At 60.8% G+C, this 16,362-nt stretch carries 15 protein-coding genes and 1 pseudogene; 10 read left to right on the top strand and 6 right to left on the bottom strand.

Going from position 1 to position 16,362, the window contains the following annotated elements; all coding sequences use genetic code 11:
• The 3 genes from ACQKP4_RS08305 to ACQKP4_RS08295 all read right to left on the bottom strand — a co-directional run.
• Window positions 1-255 (bottom strand): phosphoenolpyruvate carboxykinase (ATP) (locus ACQKP4_RS08305; RefSeq protein ID WP_427632106.1); only part of this gene is annotated, 255 nt, incomplete at its 3' end.
• A 182-nt stretch (window positions 256-437) separates the two neighbouring features.
• Window positions 438-1,340 (bottom strand): Hsp33 family molecular chaperone HslO, encoded by a 903-nt coding sequence (gene hslO, locus ACQKP4_RS08300; protein WP_427632104.1) that lies wholly within the window; start codon window positions 1,338-1,340, stop codon window positions 438-440.
• 235 nt (window positions 1,341-1,575) lie between these two features.
• On the bottom strand, window positions 1,576-1,983 hold the full coding sequence (locus tag ACQKP4_RS08295) for an RNA-binding S4 domain-containing protein (protein WP_427632102.1): 408 nt from the start codon (window positions 1,981-1,983) through the stop codon (window positions 1,576-1,578).
• 87 nt (window positions 1,984-2,070) lie between these two features.
• Between ACQKP4_RS08295 and ACQKP4_RS08290 the strand changes: the two are divergent.
• The 3 genes and pseudogenes from ACQKP4_RS08290 to rimK all read left to right on the top strand — a co-directional run.
• Window positions 2,071-2,457: pseudogene (locus tag ACQKP4_RS08290) on the top strand (EAL domain-containing protein); the annotation flags it as partial.
• Window positions 2,458-2,490: 33 nt separating this feature from the next.
• Window positions 2,491-2,952: an ATP-dependent zinc protease family protein gene (locus ACQKP4_RS08285; protein ID WP_427632110.1), complete on the top strand. Its 462-nt coding sequence runs from the start codon at window positions 2,491-2,493 to the stop codon at window positions 2,950-2,952.
• Complete coding sequence (gene rimK / locus ACQKP4_RS08280; RefSeq protein ID WP_007949201.1) at window positions 2,949-3,854, top strand: 30S ribosomal protein S6--L-glutamate ligase; 906 nt, start codon at window positions 2,949-2,951, stop codon at window positions 3,852-3,854. Before ACQKP4_RS08285 ends, rimK begins: the two co-directional genes overlap by 4 nt.
• 122 nt (window positions 3,855-3,976) lie before the next feature.
• Here rimK and ACQKP4_RS08275 read toward each other — a convergent pair whose 3' ends face one another.
• Window positions 3,977-5,290 (bottom strand): ATP-binding protein, encoded by a 1,314-nt coding sequence (locus ACQKP4_RS08275; protein ID WP_427632100.1) that lies wholly within the window; start codon window positions 5,288-5,290, stop codon window positions 3,977-3,979.
• Between the two features lie 103 nt (window positions 5,291-5,393).
• Window positions 5,394-6,134, bottom strand: coding sequence for a two-component system response regulator OmpR (gene ompR / locus ACQKP4_RS08270; protein ID WP_427632099.1), 741 nt, complete (start codon window positions 6,132-6,134; stop codon window positions 5,394-5,396).
• A gap of 360 nt (window positions 6,135-6,494) precedes the next feature.
• Here ompR and ACQKP4_RS08265 point away from each other — a divergent pair, with 360 nt between their 5' ends.
• The 7 genes from ACQKP4_RS08265 (at window position 6,495) to tauD (ending at window position 14,942) form a co-directional block, all read left to right on the top strand.
• A complete protein-coding gene (locus ACQKP4_RS08265) occupies window positions 6,495-8,819 on the top strand; it encodes a Tex family protein (RefSeq protein WP_427632097.1) in 2,325 nt (774 codons plus the stop codon).
• Window positions 8,819-9,202, top strand: a complete 384-nt coding sequence (locus tag ACQKP4_RS08260) for a PaaI family thioesterase (RefSeq protein WP_427632095.1) — start codon at window positions 8,819-8,821, stop codon at window positions 9,200-9,202. Before ACQKP4_RS08265 ends, ACQKP4_RS08260 begins: the two co-directional genes overlap by 1 nt.
• A 325-nt stretch (window positions 9,203-9,527) precedes the next feature.
• A complete protein-coding gene (gshA, locus tag ACQKP4_RS08255; RefSeq protein WP_427632093.1) occupies window positions 9,528-11,111 on the top strand; it encodes a glutamate--cysteine ligase in 1,584 nt (527 codons plus the stop codon).
• 240 nt (window positions 11,112-11,351) lie between these two features.
• On the top strand, window positions 11,352-12,329 hold the full coding sequence (gene tauA / locus ACQKP4_RS08250) for a taurine ABC transporter substrate-binding protein (protein WP_427632092.1): 978 nt from the start codon (window positions 11,352-11,354) through the stop codon (window positions 12,327-12,329).
• A gap of 16 nt (window positions 12,330-12,345) precedes the next feature.
• Window positions 12,346-13,140 carry a taurine ABC transporter ATP-binding subunit gene (gene tauB / locus ACQKP4_RS08245; protein ID WP_427632090.1) on the top strand — a complete coding sequence of 265 codons (795 nt, stop codon included), beginning with the start codon at window positions 12,346-12,348 and terminating at the stop codon, window positions 13,138-13,140.
• Window positions 13,137-13,970, top strand: coding sequence for a taurine ABC transporter permease TauC (gene tauC, locus ACQKP4_RS08240; RefSeq protein ID WP_427632089.1), 834 nt, complete (start codon window positions 13,137-13,139; stop codon window positions 13,968-13,970). Before tauB ends, tauC begins: the two co-directional genes overlap by 4 nt.
• A gap of 129 nt (window positions 13,971-14,099) precedes the next feature.
• A complete protein-coding gene (gene tauD, locus ACQKP4_RS08235) occupies window positions 14,100-14,942 on the top strand; it encodes a taurine dioxygenase (protein ID WP_427632087.1) in 843 nt (280 codons plus the stop codon).
• Window positions 14,943-15,238: 296 nt separating this feature from the next.
• Here the strand turns inward: tauD and mgrA are convergent, their stop codons facing one another.
• Window positions 15,239-16,276 carry an L-glyceraldehyde 3-phosphate reductase gene (mgrA, locus tag ACQKP4_RS08230; protein ID WP_427632085.1) on the bottom strand — a complete coding sequence of 346 codons (1,038 nt, stop codon included), beginning with the start codon at window positions 16,274-16,276 and terminating at the stop codon, window positions 15,239-15,241.
• Between the last annotated feature and the right edge of the window lie 86 nt (window positions 16,277-16,362).

Here is a 16,362-nt window from a genome sequence, read left to right as displayed (position 1 = left end):
TCGACCGGAATGAAGCTGACCAGCACCAGCGCCGGCAACAGCCACGGACGCCAGCGCGCCGTGAAATCGAACGAACCCAGCAGCACAAAAATCACTAACGATGAAACGATCGACCGGCGAGCGACCGGTGCGGTGACCAGTGCGAACAACCAGTGCGCCGGTATCGGCAAGCTCGCCTTCACCACGATTCAGAGCTTCTTTTACCAGATCATCGACACTCAGATCGGTGTACACGGCGTTATTGGCTTGCGTCATGAGATTCCCCGTCGGCCAGTGGCCGAGTGTGCTCCAAACGTTTTGTAGTAGAAAGTCGTGCACTACTACCGCGACAAAAAGTGGGCCGGATTATGCCAGAAACGCCCAAAAAGAGTAGGGCCCTCCCGTCGTAACGGCGTTATTCCGGCACTAACCAGTGAATTTACCTGCGCTGAACCGTTTTAGTGACGGGTATCTGACGGCGTCTCGACACCCGCTCCGGCGAATAATTGGGCGATATCGGCGGCATCGAACAGGTAGCGCTGGTTGCAGAACTGGCAGTCGATCTCGATGTTGCCACCGTGTTCGACGACCAGATCCTGCGCATCTTCAAGACCCAAACTGACCAGTGCATTGGCAGAACGTTCGCGCGAGCAGCTGCAACGGAAGCGCAGTTTCTGCACATCGAACAGGCGAACCTGCTCTTCGTGGTAGAGGCGATGAAGCACGGTTTCGTTGTCCAGGCTCAGCAATTCATCGGCAGTCAGGGTGCTGCCCAGGGCGGTGATGTGCTGCCAGCTGGCGGCGCGTTCTTCTTCGTCTTTCAAGCGATCGGCGGGCAATTGCTGCAACAGCAGGCCACGGGCGCGACGGCCATCGGCGTACAGCCAGAAACGCGTGCCGACTTGCTGCGACATGACGAAGTAATTGGTGAAGCACTCGGACAGGGTTTCGCCGTCGAGGTCGACGATGCCCTGGTAACGCTGGCCCTGAGTCGGGTCCACGGTCAATGCCAACACGCCGTTGGGCATCAGATCGGCAAGGGTGGCGTCCGGAGCAATCTGATCGGCCTCGTAACGGGCCAGACCACGAATTTCGCGCTCGCTGGAGCATTCGATCATCAGCAGCGGGATCGGGCCGTCGGAACGGGCCTGAAGAATCAGCAAGCCATCGAACTTCAAGGTGCCGACCAACAATGACGCGGCTGCCATCAACTCGCCGAGCAGTTGCGCAACCGGCTCCGGGTACGGGTGTTTGGCGAGGACTTCGGCATAGCTACGTTCCAACGCAACCAGCTCGCCGCGAGTGTCGCTGTCATCGAAGATGAAGCGTTGGGTGAAGTCGGTATCTGGAAGATCGGTCATAGGTCTGGGTATCTGAAGTGATGACGAAATGGTGACAAACATGAAATCGCGGCGCTGCGGCACCGGTTCGGGTACGCAATGTTCAGCCATGGGCGGCATTTTATGAACAATCGTGTTTCGTTCCAAGCGCCTTGGCGAGTGCTGCGCGCTCGATTGCGAGCAAGCTCATCGCAATACGTGTGGGAGCGGGCTTGCTCGCGAAAGCGTCAGCCCAGCCCCCAGCAAAACATCAAGCTCACTCGTCGTTACTGCTTCCGCGAAACTTGAACAAATCCCGCCGCTGCTTCTTGCTCGGTTTGCCGTCGGTGCTCACGCCCAGCGAGCCAGCCTTACGCATCGCCGCGGCCGCTTCACGCTTGGCGATGCTCGCGTCGGTCTCCGCATACAACGCCTGCGCCTCCGGGGCGCCACGGCGCACGATTGACAGCGCCTGGACTACCACAGTCTTTTCCTCGAACCCGACGCGAATCTGAAACTCGTCACCGACCCGCGGTTCCTTGCCCGGCTTGCAGCGTTCGCCCCGGCAATGCACCTTGCCGCTTTCGATCGCCGTCTTCGCCAAGGCACGTGTTTTGTAGAAACGCGCAGCCCACAACCACTTATCGAGACGGACCTTGTCGTCCTCTTCCTTTTTTTGTGCCACTGGAATTCCTCTTTGAGCCAATAGTCGGAACTGTACTACCGTTTCTGTCGGGCGCAAGAACCCGATGGTCCGGATATAATGTCGACCGGGCCGGGGAATCTAAATATGCAGACACACTTGTCGATCAACGTGATGCCCAATGCTGTGTAACGTCCGCAGCAGTTGTGCTCGCAGCACGCTTGAGGCAGCGAAAGGACAGGGTTTGCGGCTCGACAGGCTGATTTTCGAAACACTGGAAAGCGAGCACGTAGATAACTATCGCCATTTGGCCAATATTCTGCGTGAATACCGCGAATTCGGCTTCGAGACCGCCTTGCGGAGTTGAACGTTACAGTCATTGCCGAAGGGATCGACGGCGCCGGAGAGCGGGATTGCCTGGCGGACTGTGGAATATTTCTGATGCAGGGTGACTGGTTCGCCAGACCTGCATTCAAAGCGTTGGCCCAGGTCACGCCTGAGGCCTGGACGCGATAATCGCCGGTTTACCTATTGAAGACATTTGACCATTTGACCGTTGTCGGTCTGCGCGAGTGGGTGGCGCTCCCGGATTTGGGAGTTGCCGGCCTGCGAGCAAAAATCGACACCGGTGCCAGTACCTCCAGCCTGCACGCCACCGACATCGAGCCGTTCGAGCGCGATGGCGAGAAGTGGGTGCGCTTTACCGCGCACCTGGGCACGGTGGTGCAACTGCGCCACCGGCGCTGCGAAGCGCCGCTGGTGACGATGAAAACCATTAAAAGCTCCAACGGACACGCGCAGATGCGCTACGTGGTCAGCACCACTCTGGCCCTCGGTGATCGGGTCTGGCGGGTCGAGTTCACCCTCGCCTGCCGCAAGTCCATGCGCTATCGCCTGCTACTCGGCTCCAAAGCCTTGATCGACGGCCAACTGGTGGTCAATCCGGGCATCAAATATGTACAAGACAAGCCGGTGTTCCCGGTATCTACCTCCTCCACAGGTGTTGCATGAAGATCGCTGTGCTGTCGCGGAATCCGCGTCTGTATTCCACTCGTCGTCTGGTCGAAGCCGGCACCGAGCGTGGCCATGAAATGGTGGTGATCGACACCCTGCGCGCCTACATGAACATTGCCAGCCACAAACCGCAGATCCACTACCGCGGCAAGCCGCTGGAGGGTTTCGACGCGGTGATCCCGAGGATCGGTGCGTCGGTTACGTTTTATGGCTGCGCGGTGTTGCGTCAGTTCGAAATGATGGGGGTTTTTCCGCTCAACGAATCGGTGGCCATTGCCCGTTCGCGAGACAAATTGCGTTCGTTGCAACTGTTGTCGCGTCGCGGAATCGGCTTGCCGGTGACCGGGTTTGCGCACTCCCCGGATGACATTCCCGATTTGATCGACATGGTCAACGGCGCACCGCTGGTGATCAAAGTGCTCGAAGGCACTCAAGGCATTGGCGTGGTGCTGTGCGAAACCGCGACAGCGGCGGAGTCGGTGATCGAGGCCTTCATGGGCCTGAAGCAGAACATCATGGTTCAGGAATACATAAAGGAAGCCGGCGGCGCGGACATTCGCTGCTTCGTGGTTGGCGACAAGGTGATTGCGGCGATGAAGCGTCAGGCCAAGCCTGGAGAGTTTCGCTCCAACCTGCATCGCGGTGGCAGCGCCAGCCTGATCAAGATCACGCCGGAAGAACGCATGACTGCATTACGCGCGGCGAAGGTGATGGGTCTGGCGGTGGCGGGTGTGGATATCCTGCGCTCCAATCACGGGCCGCTGGTGATGGAAGTGAACTCGTCACCGGGTCTGGAAGGGATAGAGACCACCACCGGGAAGAACGTGGCAGGGATCATCATTGAGCATCTTGAGAAAAATGGCGGGCCGAATATGACGCGGACCAAAGGCAAGGGCTGACCGCTTGAGTTTATGGTGGCTGGAAAGCCGCCTTCGCGAGCAAGCCCACAGGGAAACGCATTCCAATGTGGGAGCGGGCTTGCTCGCGAAGAGGCCAGCAGCCCCAGCAAAAATGCCAGTTCTTAAACCGCATCCCGCGGCAGCATCAAACCCAGCGGCAACCGCACGCGTGCCTCAAGCCCACCACCCGACCGGTTACGCAACTCCACATTCCCGCCATGCATCGAAGCAATCCGCTTCACGATCGCCAGGCCCAGGCCCGTGCCCTTCCCGCCCCGGGCACGATCACCACGGGTAAACGGATTGAAAATGGCCTCCAGCTCCGAAGGATCAATCCCCGCCCCACGGTCCATCACGCTCAGCACCACATATGGCGCACTGGTATCACCCGATACGTAAGCCGCCACTTCAACGCCGCTCCCCGCATGATGCAAGGCGTTGCCGATCAAATTGTTCAGCAGGCGCTTCATCGATACCCGGCGCAACGGAAATGGCGGGATCGGTTCCAGACGCAACCGCACTGTTTCTTCGTTCTGGTTATACGGCGCCGCCACTTCGCGAACCAGGTCGCTCAGGTCGACCTCTTCCACCGACTCATCGCGGCCGTCGCGGATAAACGCCAGGAACTGGTCGAGAATCGCGTCCATGTCTTCGATGTCGCGGACCATGTCGTCCGACAGGTCACTGTGATCGCCCATCAACTCCAGCGACAACCGCAAACGGGTCAGCGGCGTGCGCAAGTCGTGAGAGACCCCCGCCAGCATCAGTTCCCGTTCGCGTCCTGCCTGCTCGACGTCCTCGGCCATTTGGTTGAAGGCGCGGTACACCTCGGCCATTTCGCTGGGCGTATCGCTGATCGGCAGGCGCACGCTGCGGCCCTGCCCGAGTTGCCGCGCGGCGAATACCAGACGTTTCAGGGGCTGGTTGAGCTGGCTGACGAAAATCCAGGCCGAGGCAGTGGACAGCAAGCCGATGGCGAGGAACCAGCCGAGCACGTTCCAGATTTTCTGGCCACGCAAAGGGTGCGGGTACAACGGCACTTTCAGCCAGCCGTCGCCCAGGCTGGGTGCCCGGACCCACAGCGCCGGGGGCGAGTGCATGCGTAATCGAACTTCGGTGTCGGCGCCCAACTCGTCACGCATCTGCCGTTGATAGATCGCGCTGTAAGGCCAGTGCTGCTCGCCTTCCGGTACGCCGGCGCCGACCACCCGGATCAGGGTCGCGGCATCGGCGATTTTCTCACGATTTTTTTCATCGGCCGCCCAGTAGGCGCGTAACGTCAGGGCGACGCCGTGGCTGTATTGACGATCCACCAGCACGTCTTCGTTCATCAACAGATAAACAAGGGTCAGCGCCTTGGAGAACAGCACGACGATCAGCACCAGCCAAAGGGTGCGAGAGAAGAAACTCTGGGGGAACCAAACAGGGGTTTTCATGGATAACCGCTACACACTTGCAGGAGCGAGCGATGCTCGCATATTGCGGATCGCGAGTCTGCGGACAACCTCATCCGCGAGACCCGCTCCTACAAATCGCCGATCACTTGGTGGCGGCGCCATCCGGAACGAACACGTAGCCCACGCCCCAGACAGTCTGGATGTAACGCGGTTTGGAAGGATCGGGTTCGATCATCCGGCGCAGGCGCGAGATTTGAACGTCGATGGAACGCTCCAGGGCATCCCACTCACGGCCACGGGCCAGGTTCATCAGTTTGTCGCGGGTCAGTGGCTGACGCGCGTTCATGACCAGCGCCTTGAGCACCGCAAACTCACCGGTGGTGAGCATGTGCACTTCATTGCCGCGCTTGAGTTCGCGGGTCGCCAGCGACAGCTCGTAGTCACCGAAGGTCACGCTTTCGTCTTCACTGCCCGGCGCGCCCGGTACAGGGGTCGATTGACGACGCAGGACCGCTTTGACGCGAGCCATCAGCTCGTCCGGGTTGAACGGCTTGGCCAGGTAATCGTCGGCGCCCAGTTCTAGGCCCTTGATGCGGCTCAGCTCATCGCCCTTGGCGGTCAGCATGATGATCGGGATCTGATTGTTCGCGGTGCGCAGGCGGCGGCAAGCGGTCAGGCCGTCTTCACCGGGCAGCATCAGGTCGAGAACGACCAGGTTGAACACCTCACGCGCCAGCAGGCGATCCATTTGCTCGGTGTTCGGTACGGCACGGGCGCGGTAGCCCTTGCTGACGAAAAAGCGCTCCAGCAGGCTGCTCAGCCCTGGATCGTCGTCAACAATAAGAATTTTTTCGCCTTCAGCAATGTTTGCAGTGCTGCTCATTAGATGCTCCTTTGATCTCGGCGCGCATTATGGCGTAGCTGCCGTTATACGCACCGTGTGCATTGTTAGCAGATTTTTCCTTTACCGCCAGCACAGCGGCCGTTGAACCTGCAGCCTGTGATGCCCCGAATGGCCGAACGCTGGGTATAATGCGCGGCGTTTTGTGTCAGGCAACGTCTGATCACTGTTATCGGCCGCCGCTTTCCATATTTCATGGCGCCGGCAGTAATTGTTCGATTTCACGGGTCAACGGGATGCCTGTTGATTCAGGTAGCGGCGCACGCCAGGCCGCTCAACCAGACTCGCCGCGCCTTTATCTATGCGCCTGCGAGCCTGCTTCACAATTTGTCAGGTGGTTTTATGGACAGCATCAACAGCCGCATCGCCGAGGAACTCGGTGTACGCCCACAACAGGTCGAAGCGGCCGTCGCGCTACTCGATGAAGGCTCTACCGTTCCCTTCATCGCCCGCTACCGGAAAGAAGTGACCGGCAGCCTCGATGACATCCAGTTGCGGCACCTGGAAGAGCGCCTGCGTTACCTGCGAGAACTCGACGAACGGCGCATCAGCATCCTCGCCAGCATTCAAGAGCAAGGCAAGCTGACCCCGCAACTTGAGCGCGACATCAAACTCGCCGACACCAAGACCCGCCTCGAAGACTTGTATTTGCCGTACAAGCAGAAGCGCCGCACCAAGGGCCAGATCGCCCTGGAAGCCGGCCTCGGCGAATTGGCCGACGGCCTGTTCAACGACCCGTCCCTGACGCCAGATGCCGAAGCCGCACGCTTCGTCGACGCCGAAAAAGGCGTGGCCGATGTGAAGGCAGCCCTTGAAGGCGCCAAGTACATCCTCATGGAACGCTTTGCCGAAGACGCCGGCCTGCTCGACAAGCTGCGCAGCTATCTCAAGCAGGAAGCCACCCTCAGTGCCCGCGTGATCGCCGGCAAGGAAGAGGAAGGCGCCAAGTTCCGCGACTATTTCGAACACGATGAACCGCTGAAAAGCATGCCGTCGCACCGCGCGCTGGCGATTTTCCGTGGCCGCAACGAAGGCATCCTGAGTTCGGCGCTGAAGGTCGGCGAAGAGCTGCCGGGCACCCTGCACCCGTGCGAAGGCATGATCGGTCAGCAGTTCGGCATCCAGAACCAGAACCGCGCCGCCGATAAATGGCTGGGCGAAGTGGTGCGCTGGACCTGGAAGGTCAAGCTTTACACTCACCTGGAAACCGACTTGCTCGGCGAGCTGCGCGATGGCGCGGAAACCGAAGCGATCAACGTGTTCGCCCACAACCTGCACGACTTGCTGCTGTCGGCCCCGGCCGGCCCGCGCGCCACGCTGGGTCTCGACCCGGGCCTGCGCACCGGTTGCAAGGTCGCCGTGGTCGATGCCACTGGCAAATTGCTGGATCACGCCACGGTTTACCCGCACGTGCCGCACAACAAGTGGGACCAGACCCTCGCGGTCCTGGCCGCCCTGTGCGCCAAGCATTCGGTCGATTTGATCGCCATCGGCAACGGCACTGCCAGCCGTGAAACCGACAAGCTCGCCGCCGAGCTGATCAAAAAATATCCCGCGATGAAGATGACCAAGGTCATGGTCTCCGAGGCGGGGGCATCGGTGTACTCGGCGTCGGAATTGGCTTCCAAGGAATTCCCGGACCTCGACGTGTCGATCCGTGGCGCGGTGTCCATCGCTCGCCGCCTGCAAGACCCGCTGGCCGAATTGGTGAAGATCGATCCGAAATCCATCGGCGTCGGTCAATACCAGCACGACGTGTCGCAGCTGAAACTGGCGCGCGGCCTGGACGCAGTGGTCGAAGACTGCGTGAACGCCGTGGGCGTGGACGTCAACACCGCTTCCGTGGCGCTGCTGGCCCGCATCTCCGGCCTCAACGCCACCCTGGCACAGAACATCGTCAGCCACCGTGACGAGCATGGCGCGTTCAAAACCCGTGCAGCGCTGAAGAAAGTCGCACGTCTGGGCGAAAAAACCTTCGAACAGGCCGCGGGTTTCCTGCGGGTGATGAATGGCGACAACCCTCTGGATTCGTCGGCCGTTCACCCGGAAGCCTATCCGCTGGTGCAGCGCATCGCCGCTGAAACCGACCGCGACATTCGTTCGCTGATCGGCGACGCGAGTTTCCTCAAGCGCCTCGATCCGAAGAAGTACACCGACGAAACCTTCGGTCTGCCAACCGTCACCGACATCCTGCAAGAGCTGGAAAAACCCGGTCGCGATCCGCGTCCCGAGTTCAAGACCGCCGAGTTCCAGGAAGGCGTCGAAGACCTCAAGGACTTGCAACTGGGGATGATTCTTGAAGGCGTAGTAACCAACGTGACCAACTTCGGCGCGTTCGTCGACATCGGCGTGCATCAGGACGGTTTGGTGCACATCTCTGCGCTTTCGGAGAAGTTCATCAAGGATCCACGCGAAGCGGTGAAGGCCGGTGACGTGGTGAAAGTGAAAGTCATGGAAATCGACATTCCACGCAAACGCGTCGGCCTGTCGATGCGCATGAGCGACACTCCGGGCGAGAAAATCGACGGTGCCCGTGGCGCGCGTCCGGGGTCGGCGCCACGCCAGTCGCAGAACACGGCACCCCGCAAGGAAACCACCGCGCCCGCCCCGACCAACAACGCCATGGCGTCGCTGTTCGCCAACGCCAAGCAGTTGAAGAAACGCTGATGGAACTCCCTGCCGGGCTGACCGAAAGCGCTTTTTTCAAGTTGCTGGGGTGCCGCTTGCACAGTCTCGAAACCGGGGTGGCGCAAGTCGCCCTGGCGCTTGAGCCAGAACTGCGCAATCGCGGCGGCAAGCTGCACGGCGGGGCCTTGTTCAGTCTGGTGGACATTGCGATGGGGCTGGCCTGTTCCAGTACCCACGGCTTTGACCAGCAGAGTGCGACCATCGAATGCAAGATCAACTACATCCGCGCGGTGTCTGACGGCGAGGTGATGTGCACGGCGCGGGTGATTCACCCGGGCCGCCGCACGCTGGTGGTCGAAGCCGACGTGATGCAGGGCGACAAACTGGTCGCAAAAGCACAGGGCACGTTCGCTGTCCTGTAGCTACCCAACATCGATTTGAGTTAATTTCGGCGCTGAGACTGCGGCGTCGAACTTTTCTTCGGTGTGGCGAGGGGGCTTGCCCCCGTTTGAGTGCGGAGCACTCACAAGATCTTGGAACAGCAGAGATTTTGGGGCCGCTTCGCAGCCCAACGGGGGCAAGCCCCCTCGCCACAGGTCGCTCTCACAGGGATTGCGCAATTCTTACCGGCTGGCATGAGGTCTGTGCTGCTCAAAAACCAGGCGATAACGCCAGTTTTAACTTCACCCTTGTAGACCGTCCTGCCCACCCCCATATTGGGGCGACTGACGCGTGAAGGAATCTAAATTGAGCGAACTTCTCAACCGCCGCCTGGCTCTGCTCGGCGAGCGCGCTAACCTCTCTCTGCTCGAACAGTGCCTTCACGGCATCGAACGTGAATGCCTGCGCGTGACCGGCGAAGGTCGCCTGGCGCAAACGCCGCACCCGGAAGAGTTGGGTTCCGCGCTGACCAATGAACAAATCACCACCGACTATTCCGAGTCGCTGCTGGAATTCATCACCCCGGCCCTGCCAGACCCGGCCGATACGCTGGCGAGCCTGGACAAGATCCACCGGTTTGCCTACAGCAAGCTCGGTAACGAGTTTCTGTGGAGTCCATCGATGCCGTGCCCATTGCCGGCCGAGGAAGACATTCCGATTGCCTATTACGGCACGTCCAACATCGGTCAGCTCAAGTACGTCTACCGCAAGGGCCTGGCCCTGCGTTATGGCAAGACCATGCAGTGCATCGCCGGGATCCACTACAACTTTTCCCTGCCGGAAAAGCTCTGGCCGCTGCTGAAAGAGTCCGAAGGTTTTGTCGGCACCGACCGCGACTATCAGTCCTCGGCCTACATCGCGCTGATCCGTAATTTCCGTCGCTACAGCTGGTTGCTGATGTACCTGTTCGGTGCCTCCCCGGCGCTGGACGCCGGTTTCCTGCGCGGTCGCTCGCACCAGTTGGAGCAACTGGACCCGGACACTCTGTACCTGCCGTACGCCACCAGCCTGCGCATGAGCGATCTGGGTTACCAAAGCAACGCCCAGGCCGGATTGACCCCGTGCTACAACGACCTGTCGAGCTACACCGACAGCTTGCGCAAAGCGGTCGCCACGCCGTATGCGCCGTACGTCGAGGTCGGCACGCACAAGGACGGTGAGTGGGTTCAGCTCAACACCAACATCCTGCAGATCGAAAACGAGTACTACTCCAACATCCGCCCGAAACGCGTGACCTACACCGGCGAGCGGCCGATTCAGGCGCTGATGGCCCGTGGCATTCAGTACGTCGAAGTGCGCTGCCTGGACATCAACCCGTTCCTGCCGATGGGCATCGACTTGCAAGAGTCGCGGTTCCTCGACGCGTTCCTGCTGTATTGCGCGCTGAACGACAGCCCGTTGCTCGCCGACAACACTTGCAACAATGCCACCGCGAACTTCCTCAGCGTGGTCAAGGAAGGTCGCCGTCCGGGCTTGCAACTGCGGCGCGACGGCCAACCGGTCGAGCTGAAAGAATGGGCCAGCGAGTTGCTGGAGAAGATCGCTCCGCTGGCGGCATTGCTGGATCAGAGCCATGGCGGCGATGCTCACAGCAAGGCGCTGGATGCGCAGCTGGAGAAGGTCAAGGATTCGTCCCGGACTCCATCGGCACAGGTGCTGGCGGCAATGGCCGAGCACAAGGAAAGCTTTGCCCAGTTCTCCCTGCGTCAGAGCCGGGTGCACGCGGAATATTTCCGCAGCGAGCCGCTGAGTGCGCAAGACCAGGCGAAGTTTGAAGAACAGGCGCGTTCGTCACTGGCGGCGCAGTCGGAACTGGAGCAGAACGAAGTCGGCGATTTCGATGTGTTTGTCGGGTCGTACCAGGCCAGCATTCTGGCGATCAGTAACTAACCTTCAAACACAGATCCCCTGTGGGAGCGGGCTTGCTCGCGAAAGCGGCGTGTCAGTCGCAGTAATGTTGCCTGACACACTGCATTCGCGAGCAAGCCCGCTCCCACAGGGATCGCAGATGCTCGCGGCTTAGAATTTTCCGCTCATAAGCTCATTCGAAAAAGTTATTTATTTTCGGATTCTTAGATCATTTAGTCTCCTTTGACGCCGACTCTCGGTCGCCTGACAAGGAGCTTCCCAATGAAACTGCATTTCCCTCTTCGCCTCTTGGCGGCCGCATCACTGGCTGCGGCGAGTTTCTTTGCCCAGGCAGCCGACGTCACCGTCGCCTACCAGACCACCGTGGACCCGGCCAAAGTCGCCCAGGCCGACGGCGCCTACGAAAAAGCCACCAATGCCAAGATCGACTGGCGCAAATTCGACAACGGTGCCGACATCATCGCTGCCATCGCCTCCGGCGACGTGCAGATCGGCTACCTCGGTTCCAGCCCTCTGACCGCCGCCATCACCCGTAAAGTCCCGGTCGAAACCTTCCTCATCGCCACCCAGATCGGCGCCGCCGAAGCCTTGGTCGCCCGCGACGGTTCCGGAATCAAGACGCCGCAGGACCTGATCGGCAAGAAAATCGCCGTGCCATTCGTTTCCACTGGCCACTACAGCCTGCTGGCCGCGCTGAAACACTGGAACATCGACCCGTCGAAAGTCACCATCCTCAACCTCGCGCCACCGGCGATTGTTGCAGCCTGGAAACGCGGCGACATCGACGCCACTTACGTCTGGGATCCAGCCCTCGGCGTTGCCAAGGAAAACGGCAAAGTGCTGATCACCTCCGGCGAACTGGCCAAGTTCGGCGCGCCAACCTTCGACGCCTGGATCGTGCGTAAAGACTTCGCCGAGAAGCACCCGGAAATCGTCACCGCGTTCGCCAAAGTGACCCTCGACGCCTACGCCGACTACCGCAAAGACCCGAAAGCCTGGCTCGCCAATCAATCCAACATCGACAAACTGGTGAAGCTGTCCGGCGCCAAGGCCTCCGACATCCCATTGCTGCTGCAAGGCAACGTCTACCCGCTGGCGGCTGATCAAGTGATTACCCTCGGCGCGCCGACCACCAAGGCCATTACCGACACCGCGGTGTTCCTGAAAGAACAGGGCAAGGTCGAAGCCGTGCTGCCGGACTACGCGCCGTACGTCAGCGCCAAGTTCATCACCAACTGATCGGGAGTCGACCGCGATGGCTTTGCTACAGCTGGAGCGCATCAGCGCACAGTACCCCGGCAGCCCGGAACCGGTACTGGCGGATATTTCCCTGAGCCTGGGGCCCCGGCAATTGCTGGTCGCCCTCGGCCCGTCCGGCAGTGGCAAGACTTCGCTGTTGAACCTGATTGCCGGTTTCGTCGAGCCGAGTGCCGGGCGCATCACCCTCGACGGCGTGCCGGTCAAAGGCCCGAGCGCCGAACGTGGCGTGGTGTTCCAGGACGACGCGCTGCTGCCCTGGCAGGACGTGTTGGCCAACGTCGGTTTCGGTCTCCAACTGGCGGGCGTTTCGAAAGAAAAACGCGAAATCCGCGCGCGGGAGATGCTCGCGCTGGTGGACCTCTCCGGTTTCGAAAACCGTCGCATCTGGCAGCTCTCCGGCGGCCAGAAGCAACGTGTCGGACTCGCTCGCGCACTCGCCGCCGACCCACGCGTGTTGCTGATGGACGAACCCTTCGGCGCCCTCGATGCGTTCACCCGCGAACAGATGCAGGAACTTCTGCTGCAAGTCTGGCAACGCACCGCCAAACCGGTGTTTCTGATTACCCACGACATTGAAGAAGCCGTGTTCCTCGCCACCGATCTGATCTTGTTGGCGCCGAATCCGGGGCAAATCGTCGAACGCCTGAGCCTGGATTTCGGCCAGCGTTACGCGGCCGGTGAATCCGCTCGGGCAATCAAATCCGACCCACGCTTTATCGAAACCCGCGAACACGTACTCGCCAAGGTGTTCTCCCAACGCAGCGCCGCCACGCGGCAGGAGCGCGCATGAGCAGCTATGAAATTCCGGCCGTTGCGGCGAAACCGGGTTCGACGGTTATTCCTCTGCGCCGCAGTTTGAGCACGCGCTGGATCAGCCTATTGACGCTGGTCGCGCTGATTGCCCTTTGGTGGGCTGTCACGGCCACCGGGATGATCGAACCGCTGTTCCTGCCGCCACCGTCCGCCGTGCTGCAAAAAGGCTGGCTGCTGGCGACCACGGGCTACATGGATTCGACGTTGTGGCAGCACTTGGGCGCGAGCCTCAGCCGTATCGGCCTGGGCCTGTTCTTCGCCGTACTCACCGCCGTGCCGGTCGGCATTGCCATCGGTCACAACCGCATCGCGCGCGGCATTCTCGACCCGTTGATCGAGTTCTACCGCCCCATTCCACCGCTGGCTTATCTGCCGTTGATCGTGATCTGGTGCGGCATCGGCGAGCTGTCGAAAGTCCTGCTGATTTACCTGGCGATTTTTGCCCCGATTGCCATCGCCACCGCCACCGGCGTGCGCACCGTCGACCCGGCCAAGTTGCGCGCCGCGCAGTCGTTGGGCGCGACCCGGGCGCAGTTGATCCGGCATGTGATTTTGCCGAGCGCATTGCCGGACATCTTGACCGGCGTGCGCATCGGCCTGGGCGTGGGTTGGTCGACGCTGGTCGCCGCCGAACTGATCGCCGCCACCAGCGGCTTGGGCTTCATGGTGCAGTCGGCCGCGCAGTTCCTGGTCACCGATGTGGTGGTGCTGGGGATTCTGGTGATCGCGCTGATTGCCTTCGCCATGGAAATGGGCCTGCGCGCCCTGCAACGCAAACTGGTGCCGTGGCACGGCCAGGCCCATTGATTACTAATGTGTGAGCGGGCTTGCTCGCGAAGGCGGTGTATCAGCCGCAGTTGTGTTGCCTGACACACCGCTTTCGCGAGCAAGCCCGCTCCCACAAAAGCTCGACACCCGAATTTGATGAGAAAGACCATGAGCACCTTGAATATCGTCCCTTTAAGCTCGGCTCTCGGCGCACAAATCAGCGGCGTCGACGTCAGCCAGCCGCTGACCACGGAACAACGCGACGCCATCGAACACGCATTGCTCAAGCACCAGGTGCTGTTCTTCCGCAACCAGCCGATCACCCCGCAACAGCAGGCGCGTTTCGCCGCGAATTTCGGTGACCTGCACATTCACCCGATCTACCCGAACGTGCCGGAACAGCCGGAAGTGCTGATCCTCGACACGGCCGTCACCGACGTGCGTGACAACGCGATCTGGCACACCGACGTGACCTTCCTGCCGACCCCGGCGATGGGCGCGGTGCTCAGCGCCAAGTTGCTGCCGCCGTTTGGTGGCGACACGTTGTGGGCCAGCGGGATTGCCGCGTATGAAGCGCTGTCGGTGGCGATGAAAGGTTTGCTGGAAGGGCTGACCGCCACGCACGACTTCACCCGTTCGTTTCCGCTGGAACGTTACGGCAACACGCCAGAGGCACTGGCCCAGTGGGAAGAGGCGCGGCGCAAGAATCCACCGTTGTCGCACCCGGTGATTCGCACGCACCCGGTGAGCGGGCGTCGGTCGCTGTTCGTCAATGAAGGCTTCACGTCGAAGATCAATGAACTGTCGGAGACCGAGAGCGAGGCGATTCTGAAGTTCTTGTTTGCCCATGCGACGCGGCCGGAATTCACCATTCGCTGGCGCTGGCAGCAAGATGACGTGGCGTTCTGGGATAACCGCGTGACCCAGCATTACGCGGTGGATGATTACCGTCCGGCGCGGCGGGTGATGCAACGGGCGACGGTATTGGGGGACGTGCCGTTTTTTCGGTGAACATCCGAGTTTTTTACTGACGCTGATGGCGCCTTCGCGAGCAAGCTCGCTCCCACAGTGGAACGCATCTCAACTGTGGGAGCGGGCTTGCTCGCGAAGGCGATCCAACCGGCGCCGGATAATCCGGCGCCCTGACACTTACTCAGCCATCGAAGGCCGCTCCCAAAGATTGATCCCCCTTCCTGGACAAGCCGGCCAATCTCCCACATTGGATCTGTATTGATGCAAAACCTGTGGGAGCGGGCTTGCTCGCGAAGGCGATCCAACAGGCGCCGGATAATCCGGCGCCCTAACACTTACTCAGCCGTCGAAGGCCGCTCCCAAAGATTGATCCCGCCCTCCTGGGCAAACCGGTCGATCTCCGCCAGTTCTTCCGCGCTGAATTTCAGATTCTTCAACGCGCCAACGTTCTCGATGATTTGCTCCGGCCGGCTCGCGCCGATCAGTGCGGAAGTCACGCGAGGATCGCGCAGGGTCCAGGCCAACGCCAGTTGCGCGAGGCTCTGACCGCGACGCTGGGCGATTTCGTTGAGCGCGCGCACGTGGGCAATGTTGGCTTCGGACAGGTGCGAGGACAGCAACGAACCGCCACCCGGACGATTGACCCGCGCGTCCTTCGGAATGCCGTTGAGGTATTTGTCGGTCAGCAGGCCCTGCGCCAACGGCGTGAACGCAATCACGCCGGTGCCGAGTTCGTCGGTCACATCCAGCAGGTCCTTTTCCACCCAGCGATTGAGCAGGTTGTACGCCGGCTGATGAATCAGCAACGGCACTTTCCACTCCTTCAACAGCGCGGCCATTTCGCGGGTTTTTACCCCGGAATAGGACGAGATGCCGATGTACAGCGCCTTGCCCTGCTGCACCGCCGTCGCCAGTGCGCTGGCGGTTTCTTCCAGCGGTGTGTCCGGGTCGAAGCGGTGCGAATAGAAGATATCCACGTAGTCCAGGCCCAGGCGCTGCAGGCTCTGGTCGAGACTGGCCAGCACGTATTTGCGCGAACCGCCGCCCTGCCCGTAAGGACCCGGCCACATGTCCCAACCGGCCTTGCTGGAGATGATCAGCTCATCGCGGTACTGCTTGAAATCTTCGCGCAGCAAACGACCGAAGTTGATCTCGGCGCTGCCGTACGGCGGACCGTAGTTGTTGGCCAGGTCGAAGTGGTTGATGCCCAGGTCGAACGCCGTGCGCAATAGCGAGCGCTGGGTGTCGATGGGGGTGCTGTCACCGAAGTTGTGCCACAGGCCCAGCGAGAGGGCCGGCAAGACCAACCCGCTGCGGCCTACGCGGCGATAAGGGATGGCGTCATAACGGTTTTTGGCAGCGGTGTAAGTCATCGAATCCTCTCTTGTGTGTCTCGAAAATGGTGTCGACTTCTTCGCGAGCAGCCTCGCCCCCACAGGTGATTGGGGCTGTACCCGGA

Origin of the sequence: Pseudomonas sp. NPDC086278 (genome assembly GCF_050280905.1) — a bacterium.
GTDB lineage: Bacteria > Pseudomonadota > Gammaproteobacteria > Pseudomonadales > Pseudomonadaceae > Aquipseudomonas.
The sequence above is the reverse complement of the archived record's forward strand: the minus strand, read 5'-3'. Positions and strand labels throughout refer to the sequence as shown.

Coding starts and splice junctions, on each gene's coding strand:
- ompR (WP_427632099.1), bottom strand. CDS start 6,134: ATGAGCAGCACTGCAAACATTGCTGAAGGCGAAAAAATTCTTATTGTT.
- rimK (WP_007949201.1), top strand. CDS start 2,949: ATGAAGATCGCTGTGCTGTCGCGGAATCCGCGTCTGTATTCCACTCGT.
- hslO (WP_427632104.1), bottom strand. CDS start 1,340: ATGACCGATCTTCCAGATACCGACTTCACCCAACGCTTCATCTTCGAT.
- ACQKP4_RS08260 (WP_427632095.1), top strand. CDS start 8,819: ATGGAACTCCCTGCCGGGCTGACCGAAAGCGCTTTTTTCAAGTTGCTG.
- tauC (WP_427632089.1), top strand. CDS start 13,137: ATGAGCAGCTATGAAATTCCGGCCGTTGCGGCGAAACCGGGTTCGACG.
- mgrA (WP_427632085.1), bottom strand. CDS start 16,276: ATGACTTACACCGCTGCCAAAAACCGTTATGACGCCATCCCTTATCGC.
- ACQKP4_RS08275 (WP_427632100.1), bottom strand. CDS start 5,290: ATGAAAACCCCTGTTTGGTTCCCCCAGAGTTTCTTCTCTCGCACCCTT.
- tauD (WP_427632087.1), top strand. CDS start 14,100: ATGAGCACCTTGAATATCGTCCCTTTAAGCTCGGCTCTCGGCGCACAA.
- ACQKP4_RS08265 (WP_427632097.1), top strand. CDS start 6,495: ATGGACAGCATCAACAGCCGCATCGCCGAGGAACTCGGTGTACGCCCA.
- tauB (WP_427632090.1), top strand. CDS start 12,346: ATGGCTTTGCTACAGCTGGAGCGCATCAGCGCACAGTACCCCGGCAGC.
- tauA (WP_427632092.1), top strand. CDS start 11,352: ATGAAACTGCATTTCCCTCTTCGCCTCTTGGCGGCCGCATCACTGGCT.